Annotated in this window: 13 protein-coding genes; 7 read left to right on the top strand and 6 right to left on the bottom strand. The window is 45.7% G+C overall.

Translation table 11 applies throughout. The features are described 5' to 3' along the window. Nucleotides 1-3 precede the first annotated feature (3 nt). The 5 genes from AC57BQ_RS20445 (at nucleotide 4) to AC57BQ_RS20425 (ending at nucleotide 4608) form a co-directional block, all read left to right on the top strand. Entirely contained in the window at nucleotides 4-618 is a 615-nt protein-coding gene (locus tag AC57BQ_RS20445) for a TerD family protein (RefSeq protein WP_496408026.1), read from the top strand. A 94-nt stretch (nucleotides 619-712) separates the two neighbouring features. Beyond that, nucleotides 713-1861: a toxic anion resistance protein gene (locus AC57BQ_RS20440; protein WP_496408025.1), complete on the top strand. Its 1149-nt coding sequence runs from the start codon at nucleotides 713-715 to the stop codon at nucleotides 1859-1861. A 307-nt stretch (nucleotides 1862-2168) separates the two neighbouring features. Next, the gene (locus AC57BQ_RS20435) at nucleotides 2169-3089 is read left to right on the top strand and encodes a hypothetical protein (RefSeq protein ID WP_496408024.1); all 921 of its coding nucleotides are present in this window, start codon (nucleotides 2169-2171) and stop codon (nucleotides 3087-3089) included. 36 nt (nucleotides 3090-3125) lie between these two features. Then, nucleotides 3126-3947, top strand: a complete 822-nt coding sequence (locus tag AC57BQ_RS20430) for a TerC family protein (RefSeq protein WP_496408023.1) — start codon at nucleotides 3126-3128, stop codon at nucleotides 3945-3947. A gap of 196 nt (nucleotides 3948-4143) precedes the next feature. Beyond that, nucleotides 4144-4608, top strand: coding sequence for a phosphatidylglycerophosphatase A family protein (locus tag AC57BQ_RS20425; RefSeq protein WP_496408022.1), 465 nt, complete (start codon nucleotides 4144-4146; stop codon nucleotides 4606-4608). Between the two features lie 173 nt (nucleotides 4609-4781). Here AC57BQ_RS20425 and AC57BQ_RS20420 read toward each other — a convergent pair whose 3' ends face one another. The 3 genes from AC57BQ_RS20420 to AC57BQ_RS20410 all read right to left on the bottom strand — a co-directional run bounded on the left by AC57BQ_RS20420 (nucleotide 4782) and on the right by AC57BQ_RS20410 (nucleotide 8415). Continuing rightward, complete coding sequence (locus AC57BQ_RS20420; RefSeq protein ID WP_496408021.1) at nucleotides 4782-6506, bottom strand: GMC oxidoreductase; 1725 nt, start codon at nucleotides 6504-6506, stop codon at nucleotides 4782-4784. Nucleotides 6507-6591: 85 nt separating this feature from the next. Beyond that, nucleotides 6592-7323, bottom strand: a complete 732-nt coding sequence (locus AC57BQ_RS20415) for a 6-phosphogluconolactonase (protein ID WP_496408020.1) — start codon at nucleotides 7321-7323, stop codon at nucleotides 6592-6594. Nucleotides 7324-7329: 6 nt separating this feature from the next. Beyond that, nucleotides 7330-8415 (bottom strand): Gfo/Idh/MocA family protein, encoded by a 1086-nt coding sequence (locus tag AC57BQ_RS20410; RefSeq protein ID WP_496408019.1) that lies wholly within the window; start codon nucleotides 8413-8415, stop codon nucleotides 7330-7332. Nucleotides 8416-8777: 362 nt separating this feature from the next. Between AC57BQ_RS20410 and AC57BQ_RS20405 the strand changes: the two genes are divergently transcribed. Both AC57BQ_RS20405 and AC57BQ_RS20400 read left to right on the top strand, forming a co-directional pair. Beyond that, a complete protein-coding gene (locus AC57BQ_RS20405) occupies nucleotides 8778-11159 on the top strand; it encodes a glycoside hydrolase family 3 C-terminal domain-containing protein (protein WP_496408018.1) in 2382 nt (793 codons plus the stop codon). A 99-nt stretch (nucleotides 11160-11258) separates the two neighbouring features. Beyond that, nucleotides 11259-13598, top strand: a complete 2340-nt coding sequence (locus AC57BQ_RS20400; protein WP_496408017.1) for a glycoside hydrolase family 3 protein — start codon at nucleotides 11259-11261, stop codon at nucleotides 13596-13598. A gap of 214 nt (nucleotides 13599-13812) precedes the next feature. Here AC57BQ_RS20400 and AC57BQ_RS20395 read toward each other — a convergent pair whose 3' ends face one another. The 3 genes from AC57BQ_RS20395 to AC57BQ_RS20385 all read right to left on the bottom strand — a co-directional run bounded on the left by AC57BQ_RS20395 (nucleotide 13813) and on the right by AC57BQ_RS20385 (nucleotide 15256). Beyond that, nucleotides 13813-14124, bottom strand: coding sequence for a hypothetical protein (locus tag AC57BQ_RS20395; RefSeq protein ID WP_496408016.1), 312 nt, complete (start codon nucleotides 14122-14124; stop codon nucleotides 13813-13815). Nucleotides 14125-14336: 212 nt separating this feature from the next. Beyond that, complete coding sequence (locus tag AC57BQ_RS20390) at nucleotides 14337-14639, bottom strand: winged helix-turn-helix domain-containing protein (RefSeq protein ID WP_496408015.1); 303 nt, start codon at nucleotides 14637-14639, stop codon at nucleotides 14337-14339. Continuing rightward, nucleotides 14636-15256, bottom strand: coding sequence for a hypothetical protein (locus tag AC57BQ_RS20385; RefSeq protein ID WP_496408014.1), 621 nt, complete (start codon nucleotides 15254-15256; stop codon nucleotides 14636-14638). Before AC57BQ_RS20385 ends, AC57BQ_RS20390 begins: the two co-directional genes overlap by 4 nt. Between the last annotated feature and the right edge of the window lie 819 nt (nucleotides 15257-16075).

Here is a 16075-nt window from a genome sequence, read left to right as displayed (position 1 = left end):
ATTATGGCTATCAATCTTCAAAAAGGACAACGGATAAGTCTGGAGAAAAGTAACGGCAGCAAATTACAAACGGTTTGTGTAGGCATTAACTGGGGCGCTATCGAAAAGAAAGGCCTGTTTGGTATCGGTACAACAAAAGAAGCGGTTGATTTGGACGCCAGCTGCGCCTTATACGATGATAATAAACAACTGATAGATGTGGTTTACTTCGGTCACCTGAAATCAAAGGATGGCGCGGTAAAACACAGCGGCGACGATTTAACTGGTGACTTATCTGGCAACGACGGCCTGGACAATGAGGTGATCACCGTTGACCTGTCTGGCCTGAGTGCGTCTGTAAGCTATGTGGGTTTTATCCTCAATAGCTTCCGCGGGCAGGATTTTGGTACTATTCCCTTTGCATCCATCCGCATTTACGAAGGCACTCCAACCCATGTAAATGAAGTATTTGCTACGTATGATATCGCGCACAGTAAAGATTTTGCTGGTCACGTATCTATGGCGATGGGCGTATTTTATAAGAAAAACGGCGAATGGAAATTTAACGCCATTGGCGAACCAACCCGCGACAGGAAACTGGAAGAGTCGGTGAAAACCATGGCACAAAATTATTTATAGGTAGCGAGGTCTGTGGATCGTGGTTCGCGTACTATTTAATACGAACCTCGCAACACGAACCACGATCCCGAAAAAAACATTAAAACTCAATACAATGGAAGGCACACCAGGAAATAACGAACTAAATATAACACCGGTTAATTTAGATATTAATCCGGCCCCGGCTACAAGTACCAATACACCGGCAAAATTGCTGGATAAGGAAGGTAATGTTGATTTAGCCAATATTAGCCAGGCCGAGGTGCAAAAATATGGCGAAGTAGCCAAAGCACTCGATCCTAAGGATGTAAACTCGATCCTGAATTATGGTACAGAGGTACAAAGCTCTATGGAAAAGTATAGCAATACTTTCCTTACTTCGGTACGTACCTATAATTCCGGCGAAGTTGGCGGCCTCATCAATGAGCTGCTTACAGAACTGAATTATATTGATGTGGATGAGCTGAACCAGAACGCGTTCACCTCCTTTATATCGCACATACCTTTTATGAAAAAGTTGGTGGTTGATGCCAAAAAGCTTTTCCAGAAGTATGATACTGTAATTAACAATATCGATAAGATCACCAACAAGATCAAAGCTGGTCGTGTTAATTCATTAAAGGATAACAGCTCGCTGCAAACCATGTTTGATAGTAACGTGGGTTATATCCATCAGATGGAAGAACTAATCATTTCGGGCCAGTTAAAATACAACGAGCTGAGCGAGCAGCTGGCACAAATGGATGCCAATCCATCGGCCTATAATGATTATGAAATTGCCGATATGCGCGATTTTGTGAACCGTTTAGATAAACGCCTGGCCGATTTGAAAGTGGTACGTTTTATTATGCTGCAATCGCTGGCGCAAATACGCGTAGTGCAAAGCAACAATACCACCATTGCCGAAAAAGCGCAGTCCATCGTATCTACCACCATCCCGGTTTGGAAAAACCAGTTGACCATAGCTGTAGCTTTGAATCGTCAAAAGGAAAACGTGGAGATGCAGAAAAAGATCTCGGACACCACCAATACCATTTTGCAAAAGAACGCCGAGCTGCTGAAACAAAACAGTATTGACGTAGCTAAGGAAAATGAGAAAACCGTGGTGTCGCTGGATACTTTGAAAAAAACAACCGCGTCGCTTATTGAAACACTTACCGAGGTTAAACGCATTCACGAAGAAGGTACTGCCAACCGCAAAACCCTCAATACCGAACTGCAAAACCTGGAAGTGGAACTGAAAAAAACAGTGACCAACGCGTAAGCAAAAATACAAGGCTGTCATGCTGAGCTTGTCGAAGCATGGTGGGTGGGCCTCTGCGCACGCCCCTTCGACAGGCTCAGGGTGACAGGCCCTATTATGATTAAAAAACGCGTCATTGCGAGGTACGAAGCAATCTCTAAACTATACAGAGTCTCAAGACCTGCTTATGTAGAGATTGCTTCGTACCTCGCAATGACGCTTTATAATGGATTCACTCATATTTTCGTAAATTTGCATTTAATCAAAATTTGAGGTCGCCAAATTGATGGATGAAAGCAGGTTAAATATTTTAAATCAGTCAAACCGGATGCTCAGTAAGCTTCAACTGCTTTCTGTTTTTTTCGGCGATGATATCATTTATAAAATATACCTGCGCAGCCAGGTGATCCACAAGCTTTTTGAAACCAACCCCGAGCTGGATATCAACAAGCTCGATCTGTTTCACCTGCAATTTACCCAGAGCCTGATAGATCTGCTCCGCAAGATCAAAAAGAATAACGAAACCAACGTGAGCCTGCTTTTTGATGAGATCCAGATCAATAAGGAAATGATCGACAGGCTGAATGATCCTTACTATACCCTGGCTAATTTTAACCTCGAAAAACAACGGCAGGCACTGAAGGTCAATCTGTCACTGCGGAAGTTGTTCCAGGTATTGTCGGATAATTCAACCGATAATCCACTGTCTAAAAATATCAATGCGTTTAGCTCCCGGTTCGCGCCCGACTTTTTTTATCCCATCGCACCCGAGCTGCTACAGGAGATAACCGTCTATAATGATAAGGACGTTTACACCGATGAGTATGCTACCATTCAACGCAAGCTGATGGGCGTTTTATGCAAATACGAATTTAAAACCGAATTTTACTGCGGATTAAAGGCCGGCACGCAGGTGGCGGAAGTATACAAGTTTGTGGATGATGACCGGTACCTGATCTATTCCCTGTCGGATAACCTGTTTGTGTTTCTGGATATCACGAAGTTAGCCGGTATCGACATGACGAACAATATGTCGAAAAAGGAAAAACTGATACACGAGTTGCGGGATAAAAACGACAAGCTGGAAGGTAATGCCTCCGCTATGAAAGCGGCCATGCCACTCGAGATCAAAAACCTGCTGGCCGACAATTATAAAAAGATAGCAGACATGAGCTTTATGGAAAACATCAGCAATATTGATGTGCAGGCCAATATTTTAAAAAGCATGTTGAATACCGATTTAATTTAGTTTATTTAACCCGAAATTAATTCCTTACCTGTTAATATGGATTTCTTACACACCATCCTGGGCCCCGATATTAAAGCCGGTTTGCTCATCATTTTAAACCTGATAGTTATTGAGAGCTTGCTCTCTGTTGATAATGCCGCGGTGCTGGCTACCATGGTGCTGGACCTGCCACCCCATCAGCGTAAAAAAGCGTTGAGGTATGGTATAATCGGCGCTTATGTATTGCGTGGGGTATGTTTATTTTTAGCGGCCTGGCTGGTAAAGATCTGGTGGTTAAAACCTATTGGCGGCTTATATCTTTTGTATCTGAGCTTTGATTATTTTAAAGGTAAAATCCAGGCTGCCAATAACGATGGCGGAGAAGAAGAGGTTGATAAAAGCAAGAATTGGCTTTACCGCTCAACAGTGGGCGTGTTTGGCGTGTTCTGGGCAACTGTGGCTTTGGTTGAGCTGATGGACCTGGCCTTTTCTATCGATAACGTGTTTGCTGCCGTGGCCTTTACAGATCACGTAGTGTTGATATACATTGGTGTATTCATCGGCATACTGGCTATGCGTTTTGTGGCCCAAGCTTTTGTGAAACTGATGGAGAAGTTTACTTTTCTGGAAACCGTTGCCTTTATTGTGATCGGTGTGTTGGGTATTAAACTGTCGGCATCATTGTATGTACATTTTAATGAAACGTCATCCTTCTCCAAATTTATGGAAAGCGAGAAGGCTGATATTTTTACCTCGGTATTTACCGTGGGCATATTTATTATCCCGGTACTCACATCACTGTTATTCAACTTTCCTAAAAGGCACACTATTGAACCGGAAGTAGCCGAAGCAGCGGAGGATGTGCTGGATAAACAATAGTAGTTGGCAGTTTTGAGTTGGCAGTAAGGCGAAAATATTTTGTCCAGGTTGGGCTTGTGCGAATCCCCTCTTGAGAGGGGCGGAGGGCTGTATTTATGAAAGCGAATAACACACCCTGCCACAACACTGCCTAACGCTCACCCCCCTCAAGAGGGGAACTGAAAGATGCCCAATGAACTAATGAACCATTGAACAAATGAACATCAATAAAATTATCGCCTCTATATTTGGCATCGGCTTTTTAAAAGGTGGCGGTACCTATGCGGCTATAGTAACCTGTGGGTTTATCTGGTTGTTATGGCAAAGCCCCGTGTTGCAAAATCCCTGGTACCTGTTTGTCATTACCATTGTAATAACCCTGTTGGGTGTTTACGTAAGTAACAAAGTTGAACCCGATTGGGGTGAAGACAGTTCGCGCGTGGTGATCGATGAGGTGGCCGGTATGCTGATAGCCGTGGTGTTTGTGCCCATGAATATTTATACCCTGATCGGCGGACTTATCCTGTTCCGCTTTTTTGATATCGTAAAACCTTTGGGAATCCGTAAAATGGAGGCCCTGCCCAGCGGCACGGGTGTTATGATGGACGATGTACTGGCTGGTGTTTACTCCAATATACTGGTGTGGGTAGGTTACCTGCTTTGGCTCTTTTTTGTAAAATAACATTTTTAATTCCCTCCCCACGGGAGGGGCGCGCCGGATTGTGTTTTGGCAGGGAGGGGTTTATGCGTGCGATAGAAACCCTGTCATGCTTACGAAACCCCTACCTTCCCTTCCCGAGGGAAGGAATCGCACAAGCCCTGACTTTTTAATCTTTAATTCGATCTGTTAATTGGCTACAAATTCCCTTTCCTGATCTCTTCCACCGCGTAATTAGCCGCCCTTGCAGTCAAAGCCATATATAATATCGACGGACTTTGGTTGCCGGTGCTGGTCATGCAGGCGCCATCGGTCACAAATACATTTTTGCACAGGTGTAGTTGATTCCATTGATTGAGCAGTGAGGTTTTAGGATCTTTACCCATGCGCACACCACCCATTTCATGAATATCGAGGCCGGGCGCTTGTTTGTTCTCATGCTTTTCAATGTTGGTACAGCCGGATCGTTTCAGCATTTCGGCACTTTGGGTTAAAAAATCCTGGATCATGCGTTCATCGTTATCATCATATTCCACGGAAGTAATCAATAGTGGTATACCCCACTGATCTTTTTGATCTTTACTCAGACGAACATGGTTGCTTTCTTTGGGAATGGTTTCGCCTTGCAGGTACATGTACACCTGCCATGGTCCGGGTTCGGTTAAGGCATCTTTATAGTTGCCGCCAATTTCACCAACGGGTTTTTCGGTAGGGTGTTGGTGGCGATAGGCTCCCATAAAAGTAGTAAATCCACCTTTATAATCGGTATCCTGACGTTGCAGGTTGCGATAATTAGCCAGGATCAGCTCCGTAGGGTTGCGGCCAAAATAGTACCGGTCTAAAAAGCCGTCCATGCTGGCAGTTACCGATGCGCGGTAGTTTTGGAAGGCCACATACTTGCCCAACAATCCATTATCATTTCCAAGCCCGTTAGGGAAACGTGCAGAGGTGGAATTCAGCAAGATGAGATTGGTGTTCAGCGCAGAGGCATTCATAAAAATGATCTTCGCTTTATATTCTATTGCCTCTTTTGTGTTGGCATCAATTACTTTAACACCCGTGGCCTTGCGCAGCTTTTCATCATAAATAACGGAGTGCACTACCGAAAATGGCCTGACGGTGAGATTTCCGGTACGCTTAGCCCAGGGTAGTGTGGAGCTTACGGAACTGAAATAACCACCAAACGGACAGCCCCGCATACACAGGTTGCGTGCCTGGCATTTGCCGCGTCCCTGATCCAGATGGAGCTGATTGGGTTTGGTTAAGTGCGCCCAGCGCGCATGCACCAGGTGCCGGTCGGGATAGTTTTCACTGATCTTTTTGCTGACTAACTCCTGCACGCAATTCATATCGAAAGGAGGCAGAAACTCGCCATCGGGCATGGATTCGATGCCATCTTTATTACCACACACGCCGATAAATTTTTCTACGTGCGAATACCAGGGCGCTACATCATCGTAACTAATAGGCCAGGCAATGCCATAGCCAAACCGCTCGGGATTGATAAATTCATATTTGCTCCAGCGCTGGCAGGCGCGCCCCCAGGTAAGTGACTTGCCGCCAACCTGGTACCCACGTATCCAGTCAAATGGTTTTTCCTGTATATAAGGATGGTCTTTATCTTTTATAAAAAAATGCGCATCGTCTTCACCAAAACCCGCCGCTTTGCTGATCAATGGGTTCTCATCCAAAAACTCCCGGGTCATTTGCCCGCGGTGTTTAAACTGCCAGGGATCCAGGGTAGCGGTTGGATAGTCTTTGATATGCTCTACATTACGACCGCGTTCCAGTACCAGGGTTTTTAAACCCAGCTCGCATAATTCCTTGGCGGCCCAGCCACCACTGATGCCAGAGCCTATAACAATGGCATCATAAGTTAAATGATCTGCTGTTTGCTGTGGTTTTTTTGGTTGATCGGGCATAGTGATTGGGTATTATATGTAAAAACTATTCGATGTTTTATTTATATAGATTTTGTCGATATTGGTGTGTAGCTGTTCTTTTATTTTACTCCTTATTCAACTTTTCTGCCGCGCTATGATCTAAAAAGATCTGTGCGTTTGGCAGGGTTTGAAAGATAGATGCCGGTACATCCGTTGTTACCGGGCCGTTTAGGGCCTGCGCTATGATGCCCGCCTTTTTCGCTCCACTAGCGATCAGCATCGGTGTCCGGGCTTCGGCCAAATGACGAAGTCCCAGGGTGATCCCTTCAGTTAATTGTGGTTGCTGTGTAAAATATTTTTTGGCTACATCGATGGTCACGGGAGCTAATGCGGAGTGATGAGCATAGTTATTAAAATCCGTACCGGGCTCATTCAAGCCGATATGTCCGTTCATCCCAATACCTACGATCATCATATCCAAGCCACCGAGATCCTGAATATGCTTATTCATTTTTTCACACTCTTCATCAAGATCAGCAGCCTTGGCATCAAAAAAACTCAGCTGTGCGGGTGCTATCTTTAACAGGGAAAAGAAATGTTCATGCAGGTAATGACTGCAGCTGCCTTCATCATTTTTATCCATGCCTATCCATTCATCCAAACCCACAAAATGCGTGCGACTAAAATCTATCTTCCCCTCCTTGACATATTGTACCAGGAATTTAAACATCCCGGTAGGTGATTCGCCTGAAGGGAAGCAGATCAGTGAATCGGGTTTCTGTTTGATTTGCCGCCATACCCAATAAGCTGCCGCTGATGATAACGAATCGTAATCTTTATACCGTTGTATAGTCATGCCCGCTTATTGATGTTTTAACCAAAGGTCGATAGGTTTGGCTACTTTAGCCGAAAATGGCAGGTTTATCTTTTTACCTACTCCGGCAGAGGCATAAGCCGCGTAAATGATCTCCAGAACAGCCCTGCCGTCTTCACCGGTTACCAGCGGAGTTTTATCGTGGCGCACACAATCAATAAAGTGTTTCAGCTCATGCGGGTAACCCTGGTTAAAGGCCTCTTCAAAAATGGTGAAGCTCCAGCCTTTGGAAGTATCGGCCTTTTCCATGGCATAGCCATATCCTTCCCGGCTATAAGTTACCGCAGCGTTGCCCATAAACAGATCGGCATAAATTACGCCCCCGGTACCATAAATCTCGCAACGATCATCCATGCCGCCGTGTTTGGCCCAGCTGTTTTCGGCTACGGCGGTCACCCCATTCTCAAACTCCACAATAATCACCGAGTTATCTTCGCCCTTGGTACGGCCTTTATGAAATACGGTGCTCATGGTGGCGTACACATTGCTCACCTTAGCATGATCAAGCATCCACCTGAACCAACCCAGTGCATGGCAGCCCATATCCATAATAACACCACCGCCAGCCAGGTTAATATCATAAAACCAATCACTATGCGGACCCGAATGTTTTTCGCCCTGTTTCAGCATAAAAACTTCGCCTACGGCACCGTCTTTAACCAATTGCCGGGCACGCTCATATTTTGGCGCGAAGCAAAGCTCCTCGGCATACATCAATTTTACCTTATTGGCTTTGCAAACGGCTATCATCTCATCAGCTTCTTCCAGCGTTAAGGCCAGCGGCTTTTCAATAATAATATGTTTACCGGCATTAGCCGCCTTAATGGTGGCTTGTGCATGCAGGTAATTGGGCAGGCAAATATCCACCACCTCGCAACCCGACTCGGCGATGAGCTGATCGATATCATCAAACCATTGGGCTATCTCATATTTTTCGGCAAAGGCTTTGGCTTTATCCGGGTTACGGGCATATACGGCTACCACTTCGGCTTCAGGTATAAAGCGATGGTACGATTCCATGTGGATATCGGTAATAAAACCGGCTCCGAGTATGGCTACTTTGGTTCTGTTCATAGGCATATAAAGTTCAACAAAAGAAAGGGTGATACCTGTCTTTTTTACAATAAATCATATTTAAGCGCCGGGATTAAAAGGGGCGGCCTTACAATTGGTATCCGGAATTATTTATTCAAGATTACTGAATTAAATACTAAATCAAAAAAACTAATTAAAGTTTTAAAAAAGGGTTTAGCATTAATAAAAGGCGGCATTTGGATGGTCTGCCGCAACGGCGCTGATTTATTTTCGGTTGCTAACATTTGCAATTTAAAAAGTTAATACATAGTATTGTGTAATATTGACACAATGATTGTTATTTGCTGTTAATTAGACATTTATAACCAATAAATAAGCGCTAACCTTTTTAATCCTAATCAATGAGAATAAGCTACAAACTCGGTGTCGCGCTGATGATGGCGTGTGCTGCCGGCAATTTCCATACAGCTGTGCAGGCGCAAAGCAAACCACAGACGCCGCAACTGCGTGCCAATAATGTAAAGCAGATCATAGCTGCTATGACGCTGGAAGAGAAGTCGAAACTGGTAGTGGGCATGGGCTTTAAAATGCCCGGCATGCCACCGCCATCAAAAGATAAAATGAATGAGCCGATAGATATCGGCGGGTTCAAATTGCCCCCATCTGATCCGGATGCTTACAATATACCAGAGAAGGTGCCCGGTGCGGCTGGTCGTACTCATGGCATTGCCCGCCTGGGTATCCCATCCATGACCGTATCCGATGGGCCTGCCGGCTTAAGGATCGAGCCGATCCGCAATGGCGATAAATCAAAAACGTATTATGCAACCGCCTTCCCGGTGGCAACCCTGCTGGCATCAAGCTGGGATACTGAATTAGTAAATAGGGTTGGCGTGGCCTTTGGTAACGAGGTACGCGAGTACGGGGTGGATATCCTATTGGCTCCCGGCTTAAACATTCACCGTAATCCATTGGGCGGCCGTAATTTTGAGTATTACTCAGAAGATCCGCTGATTGCCGGTAGCATGACCGCCGCCATTGTTAACGGGGTGGAATCAAACGGCGTGGGTACATCCATCAAACACTACGCCGCCAACAACCAGGAAACCAACCGTAACAGCATCAATACCATTGTAAGCGAAAGGGCCATGCGCGAACTATATCTGCGCGGCTTTGAGATAGCAGTGAAAAAAGCACAACCCTGGACAGTGATGTCGTCCTATAACAAGATCAACGGGACTTTTACCTCGCAAAGGCATGACCTTTTAACCACCATCCTTAAAAAAGAATGGGGCTTTAAAGGCTTTGTAATGACCGACTGGTTTGGCGGTGCCGATCCGGTAGCGCAAATGAAAGCCGGTAACGACCTCATCATGCCGGGTAGCCCTACACAGTCGGCGGCTATTGTGGCCGCGGTTAAAAATGGTACGCTGGATATCAACCAGCTCAATGCCAACGTGGAGCGGATCCTGAACATCATCATCAAATCGCCATCGTTCACCAAATACAAATATTCTGATAAGCCCGATCTGATTGGTCATGCTAAAGTTGCCCGCGAAGCTGCGGCCCAAGGCATGGTATTGCTAAAAAATGACGACCATGCTTTGCCTATAAAAGGAGCTAAAAGAGTAGCCGTATTTGGCAATACTTCCTACGATATTATTGCAGGAGGTACCGGCAGCGGCGATGTTAATAAAGCGTATACTATTTCGTTGATGCAGGGCCTGGCCAATGCCGGTTATAAGCTACAGGAAAAACTGTCAAAAAGCTATGCCACTTACCTTGCCGAAATGAAGCTGAAACAACCTAAACCTAAAAATTTCTTTGACCATCCTGCGCCTATCCCCGAAATGGACGTAGCCGGTATTGTAGCCGACGAGGCCAATGGTGCTGATGCTGCCCTGATCACCATAGGCAGAAATGCCGGTGAGGGTGCCGACCGTAAACTGGAGAATGACTATTACCTATCTGACGCGGAAAAATCATTGATCAAAACCATTGCATGCGCGTTTCATGCCAAAGGCAAAAAAGTGACGGTAGTGTTAAACATTGGTGGTGTAATTGAAGTTGCCAGCTGGCGCGACGAGGTAGATGGTATTTTACTGGCCTGGCAACCTGGCCTGGAAGCGGGCAACGCTATTGCCGATGTGCTGAGCGGTAAGGTAAATCCATCTGGCAAATTAGCTACCACTTTCCCGGTTGATTATAAAGATGTGCCATCGGCCAATAATTTCCCGGGCACGCCTGCCGATAAACCCGAGCAGGTGGTTTATGAAGAAGGTATTTATGTGGGTTATCGTTATTACGACGCGGCTAAAGTTAAACCGGCTTACGAGTTTGGCTATGGTTTATCATACACCAGTTTTAAATTTAGCGGGTTGAAACTGAGCTCAGCCAATTTTACCAATAGCATTACAGCCACTGTAACCGTAAAAAACACTGGCGATGTAGCTGGTAAAGAGGTGGTACAGCTATACCTGGCCGCTCCTAAAAAAGATCTGGATAAACCTGAAGATGAATTGAAAGCCTTTGGTAAAACCCGCCTGTTGGCTCCCGGTCAGTCGCAGACGTTGAGTTTTGTGATCAAAGCTGCCGACCTGGCTTCTTTTTATACTAACAGGCAAGCCTGGATAGCCGATGAAGGTAAGTATGAGGTGAAAGTTGGTTCGTCATCAAGAATGATCGAAGAAAAAGCATCCTTTAAACTAGCTAAGGATATTACGGTTGAGAAGGTGAATAAAGCCCTGGTACCGGAGCAAGCTATCAAGGAACTGAAACTATAAGTTAGAGTCAAGAAGTTAGAATCAAGAGATAAGACAAACCGCCATTGCAACATCATCAATATGTTGTGATGGCATTTATAACTAACCTGCTTAAATTTTATGGCGAACCAATTTAAACTCATAGCCTTGCTGGGTCTGTTGCCTGCAACCGTAGCGATGGGCCAAACCAAATGGACAGAAAAAAGATCTGGCGACGTTGTTTGGGTGACTAATTCCGGCGGGCAAAACTTGGGCTATTCCACCACGTCAGGCGTAAAAATATTAACGGTGAATGGCCTGGCTTTTAAGGACCTGAACAAGAACGGCAAGCTGGATAAGTACGAGGACTGGCGCCTGCCGGTTGATGTACGGGCGAAAGACCTGGCCTCAAAAATGAGCGTGGAGCAAATTGCCGGCCTGATGTTATATAGCAAGCATCAGCCTATACCCGCCGCACCTGCCGGGCCTTTTGCGGGGACTTATGGTGGTAAGGTGTTTGCCGAAAGCGGTGCCAAAGCTTATGATCTGTCCGATCAGCAAAAGCAGTTTTTGGAAAAAGATAACGTTCGGCATGTGCTGATCACTTCGGTACAAAGCCCGGAGGTGGCCGCGCAATGGAATAATAACGCGCAGGCCTTTGTGGAGGGTTTAGGATTGGGTATTCCCAACAATAACAGCTCCGACCCGCGACATGGTACTGTGGCTACTGCCGAGTTTAATGCGGGTGCGGGTGGCTCGATCTCGATGTGGCCGGGTTCGCTGGGTTTTGCCGCTACCTTCGATCCAAAGGTGGTGGAAGATTTTGGCCATATAGCCGCGTTGGAATACCGGGCTTTGGGCATTGCTACCGCGCTTTCGCCGCAGGTAGATATCGCCACCGATCCGCGCTGGTGGCGGGTGAGCGGTACTTTTGGCGAAGATCCGCAGCTCTCGGCCGATATGGCCCGGGGGTATATCGATGGTTTCCAAACCTCCGTTGGCGATAAAGAGATTGCCGGTGGTTGGGGGTACGGTAGCGTGAACGCCATGGTAAAACACTGGCCCGGTGGTGGTGCCGGTGAAGGCGGCCGCGACGCGCATTATGGTTATGGCAAATACGCCGTTTATCCGGGCAACAATTTTAAACAACATTTGATCCCCTTTACCGAAGGCGCCTTTAAGCTGAAGGGCAAAACAGGTATGGCGGCATCGGTGATGCCTTACTATACGATATCCTTTAACCAAGATACCAAGAATAAAGAGAACGTGGCTAATAACTATAACTCTTACATTATTAATGACCTGCTCCGGAAAAAATATCATTTTGACGGCGTGGTATGTACCGACTGGCTGGTGACGGGTGATGAAACCGCGGTCGATCAGTTTTTGTCGGGTAAATCATGGGGTGTTGAAGGACTGACGGTAGCGCAGCGTCACTACAAGGTTTTGATGGCCGGGGTGGATCAGTTTGGTGGTAATAACGAAGTAGCGCCGGTGGTGGCTGCTTACCAGATGGGGGTAAAAGAACATGGCGAAACCTTTATGCGGGGCAGGTTTGAGCAGTCGGCAGTACGGTTGCTAAGGAATATATTCCGTACCGGGCTTTTTGAAAATCCATACCTGGATCCGCAAGCATCAAAAAGTATCGTAGGCAATCCCGATTTTATGAATGCCGGTTACCAGGCGCAATTGAAATCTATTGTACTGCTGAAAAATAAGGGTAATATTCTGCCTTTGCAGAAAAACAAAACGGTGTATGTGCCTAAGCAATTTACCCCGGCGGGCAAAAACTTCCTGGGTATGCAAACCCCCGAAAAACTGGAATACCCCGTGAATATAGAAACAGTAAAAAAATATTTTAAAGTGACCGAAAATCCCGACGAGGCAGATTATGCCCTTGTGTTTATCAACAGCCCAAACAGCGGCGGAGGTTATAACAGTGAGGATGCCAAAAATGGCGGCAACGGTTATGTACCGGTAAGCTTGCAATATCAAAAATATACCGCGACCGATGCCCGTGCAACCAGCATAGCCGGTGGCGATCCGCTGGAGAAATTTACCAACCGTACCTATAAAGATAAATCGGCAACGGCTATCAACGTAACCGATCTGGCTATGGTGAATGATACCTATACCAAAATGAAAGGCAAGCCGGTTATTGTTTCGGTTAATATGGCCAACCCTATGGTGTTTTCGGAATTTGAAAAGAATGCCAATGCCATTGTGGTTGACTTTGGCGTACAGGGACAGGCTACATTAGATATACTGACGGGCAATAGCGAGCCATCAGCATTGTTACCACTGCAAATGCCCGCTGATATGCAAACGGTTGAAAAGCAGTTTGAGGATGTGCCCCATGATATGAAATGCTATGTGGATGATCAAGGCAATACCTATGATTTTGGTTTCGGTTTGAACTGGAAAGGCGTTATTAATGATGCCCGTACAGTGAAGTATAAAAAGGGGGTGTTAAAACCATAGGCAAAGGATAACCATCCGATAACAAGGTTGTCATTTCGAACGAGACACGAGGAGAAACTATCTCTCGACCGGAGGGAGAAATCTTCTGAGATTTGCAATTGAAGCAGTGCATTACGCAGAAGATTTCTCCTCACTCCGCCGCTTTGTCCGTCGCAGTTTGTCGAAATGACAACTTTTTATAAAATACAATAGACCGACACTTATGAACTTTTACCTATCCCCAAAATTCTTCAGTAGATGCAACCGGGGAAAGCAACTCGAGCACGGGTTCAATTTCGAGACCGCTAGCCCAAAGGTCTTCGTCAAACTTTTTGAATGATGCTAAAGAGGTCAGTAACTCATGGTCGGCCTCATTTTCAAACTGGTCAAAATGCATAAATGTCTTTCCATCGGGCAACAGCCAGCAGCCGTATTTAATTCCAGGATGGTTGAGTTCTTTTAACTCTTTTACAATATCAGCAATATTGGCCTGGTTTATAGGCGCAAATTCGGGCCGGGTGGTGTAGTGTACTCTTACTATTTTCATGCTCGTCAGCTTTAATTATGATGGTATAAAATTACCTGCTTAACAGCAACTGTAAAACGGGCAAAAAAGACTTTTTACAGGGTGTTTTGCGACAAAGTAACAAAGCAGCGCATCATGATATTAGGCAAAAAGCCAGCGGCAAAGCCTTTACCAGATAAGGCAGCTTTAGATTTTATGTTGAAAGAGATGAGTAAGTAAAGACAGATAGACGATTAATTCTTCTGCTGTTTGATCAGGTTTTCCAGCGCCTGGAGGTGCTTTTTAAAGGCAATTCGCCCTTTTTCGGTAACGGAGTAGCGGGTGTTGGGTTTGCGGCCGATAAAGCTTTTTTGCACCTCCATATAAGCCTCTTTTTCCAGGGCTTTCAGGTGCGATGCGAGGTTACCATCGGTCAAGTCCAACAACTCCTTAAGCGAGTTAAAGTCGTAGCTTTCATTGGCAACCAATACGCTCATGATCTGCAGGCGTATGCGATTTTCAAATGCTTTATCAAACTGGTCTAACGATATTTTCACGAATCGTATTTAAAGTGCATCACGGTGCCGTATATAATATGCAGCACGCCAAAACCGATGGTCCATAGCAGGAGGCCATATCCTGGTATCAGCGCGGCAAGCAAACCTAATAAAATCTCTATTATCCCCAAACTCTTTACGCCCGAATAGGTGTAATGGCTGCCGGCAACCAAAGCCAGACCATAAAATATGAGCGTGGCCGGGGCAACAATACCATAATGGCCATGGTAAATGAGGATGAAAGTGAACAAACCACCGCTTACCAGTGGGATGGCCATATTGATCAGCAATCTTTTGCTGCCTGTGCTAAAGAAAGGTTGCCCGTTCTTTTGCGACTTTCTATAGGAAAGCCAAAAACCGGTGCCGATAGAAAGAACAAGAACAGCGAAAGCCACTAAAAACAACTCTGTGATAGATACCACGTTGTGATGTTCATAATCACCGGATTTTAGCAGGTTGTAGCCAATGCCCGCCCCAATAAGGGCATAAATTCCCGCCATAACGCCCGACAAGCCGCTAAGCGAAATGAACTTGGCCGAACGCTCCATCAGGTCGCGGATGGAACTGAGCTCGGCATGAATGTCTTTTTCTTCCATTGAAAGTGCTTTGATTTTCAAAGTTATTAAGATAATTTGAAATGGCAAGGGTGATAATACGTTTTTCTCTCTGCGCGTCATTGCGAGGAGGAACGACGTGGCAATCACTATGCTGTACAGGGCAGAGCAGTTTGGCATGGCGTATACCCGCTCTTGGCCGCGGGAGGGCCTTTACTTTGTCGCCACAAAGTAACCAAGACCGAGCGCAGCGAGATAATGAGCACCAATAAAAAACAAATAACTGCGAATAACGCTTTCAGCCGAAAGGCTTCTTTGCGCTCCTGGCCTTTGCCCTGCAAACCGGGCAGAACCAGGGCCGCAATTATTTGCCCCGCTTCGCTCGCTCAAGCCCCGTTCTTCTGCAAAACTTGCTATGCCCCGCATCCGCACAAGCCACCATTGTTCTGCCCGCTTTCGCCCGAAGCTTATCTGCTGACGGGAAAATCAATAATTCAATAAATCAATAATTCAATAATTAAACTGCGTTAGCGATAGCAGCGGATACCGGCCCGTGGCTAATGCCTTGTGGCGTATAAGCGGATAGCGCGTGCCGGAGGCAACGCCCTTATTAGCGTCAAGAAAACCAACTCAATAATTAAAAATCGTGGTAATCCTTAAACGGCGGAGCCCTCTTGAACGCAAAAAAAAATTAATCCGTGAAAAATCCCTTTAATCAAGGTTCAGAAAAATTCAATAATTAAGCTTCTCTACCCCACGTTTTCCCGGCAACAAACGAAGAGCCCTATAAGACATAACTCAAATGAGGATACCACGTGATGAAAGAAGAAAAAATGAAGTGGTGATTTTTTAATTATATTTTCAATAATTATTGAAAATTCA

The organism is Mucilaginibacter sp. BGA-UO-ETr-C110 (assembly GCF_059567985.1).
This window is presented reverse-complemented; position numbering and strand designations above follow the sequence as displayed.

Bases quoted from the DNA above. Each gene is read 5' to 3' on its own strand.
- AC57BQ_RS20405 (WP_496408018.1), top strand. From the start codon at position 8,778: ATGAGAATAAGCTACAAACTCGGTGTCGCGCTGATGATGGCGTGTGCT.
- AC57BQ_RS20410 (WP_496408019.1), bottom strand. From the start codon at position 8,415: ATGAACAGAACCAAAGTAGCCATACTCGGAGCCGGTTTTATTACCGAT.
- AC57BQ_RS20440 (WP_496408025.1), top strand. From the start codon at position 713: ATGGAAGGCACACCAGGAAATAACGAACTAAATATAACACCGGTTAAT.
- AC57BQ_RS20400 (WP_496408017.1), top strand. From the start codon at position 11,259: ATGGCGAACCAATTTAAACTCATAGCCTTGCTGGGTCTGTTGCCTGCA.
- AC57BQ_RS20425 (WP_496408022.1), top strand. From the start codon at position 4,144: ATGAACATCAATAAAATTATCGCCTCTATATTTGGCATCGGCTTTTTA.
- AC57BQ_RS20415 (WP_496408020.1), bottom strand. From the start codon at position 7,323: ATGACTATACAACGGTATAAAGATTACGATTCGTTATCATCAGCGGCA.
- AC57BQ_RS20430 (WP_496408023.1), top strand. From the start codon at position 3,126: ATGGATTTCTTACACACCATCCTGGGCCCCGATATTAAAGCCGGTTTG.
- AC57BQ_RS20420 (WP_496408021.1), bottom strand. From the start codon at position 6,506: ATGCCCGATCAACCAAAAAAACCACAGCAAACAGCAGATCATTTAACT.
- AC57BQ_RS20435 (WP_496408024.1), top strand. From the start codon at position 2,169: ATGCTCAGTAAGCTTCAACTGCTTTCTGTTTTTTTCGGCGATGATATC.
- AC57BQ_RS20395 (WP_496408016.1), bottom strand. From the start codon at position 14,124: ATGAAAATAGTAAGAGTACACTACACCACCCGGCCCGAATTTGCGCCT.
- AC57BQ_RS20445 (WP_496408026.1), top strand. From the start codon at position 4: ATGGCTATCAATCTTCAAAAAGGACAACGGATAAGTCTGGAGAAAAGT.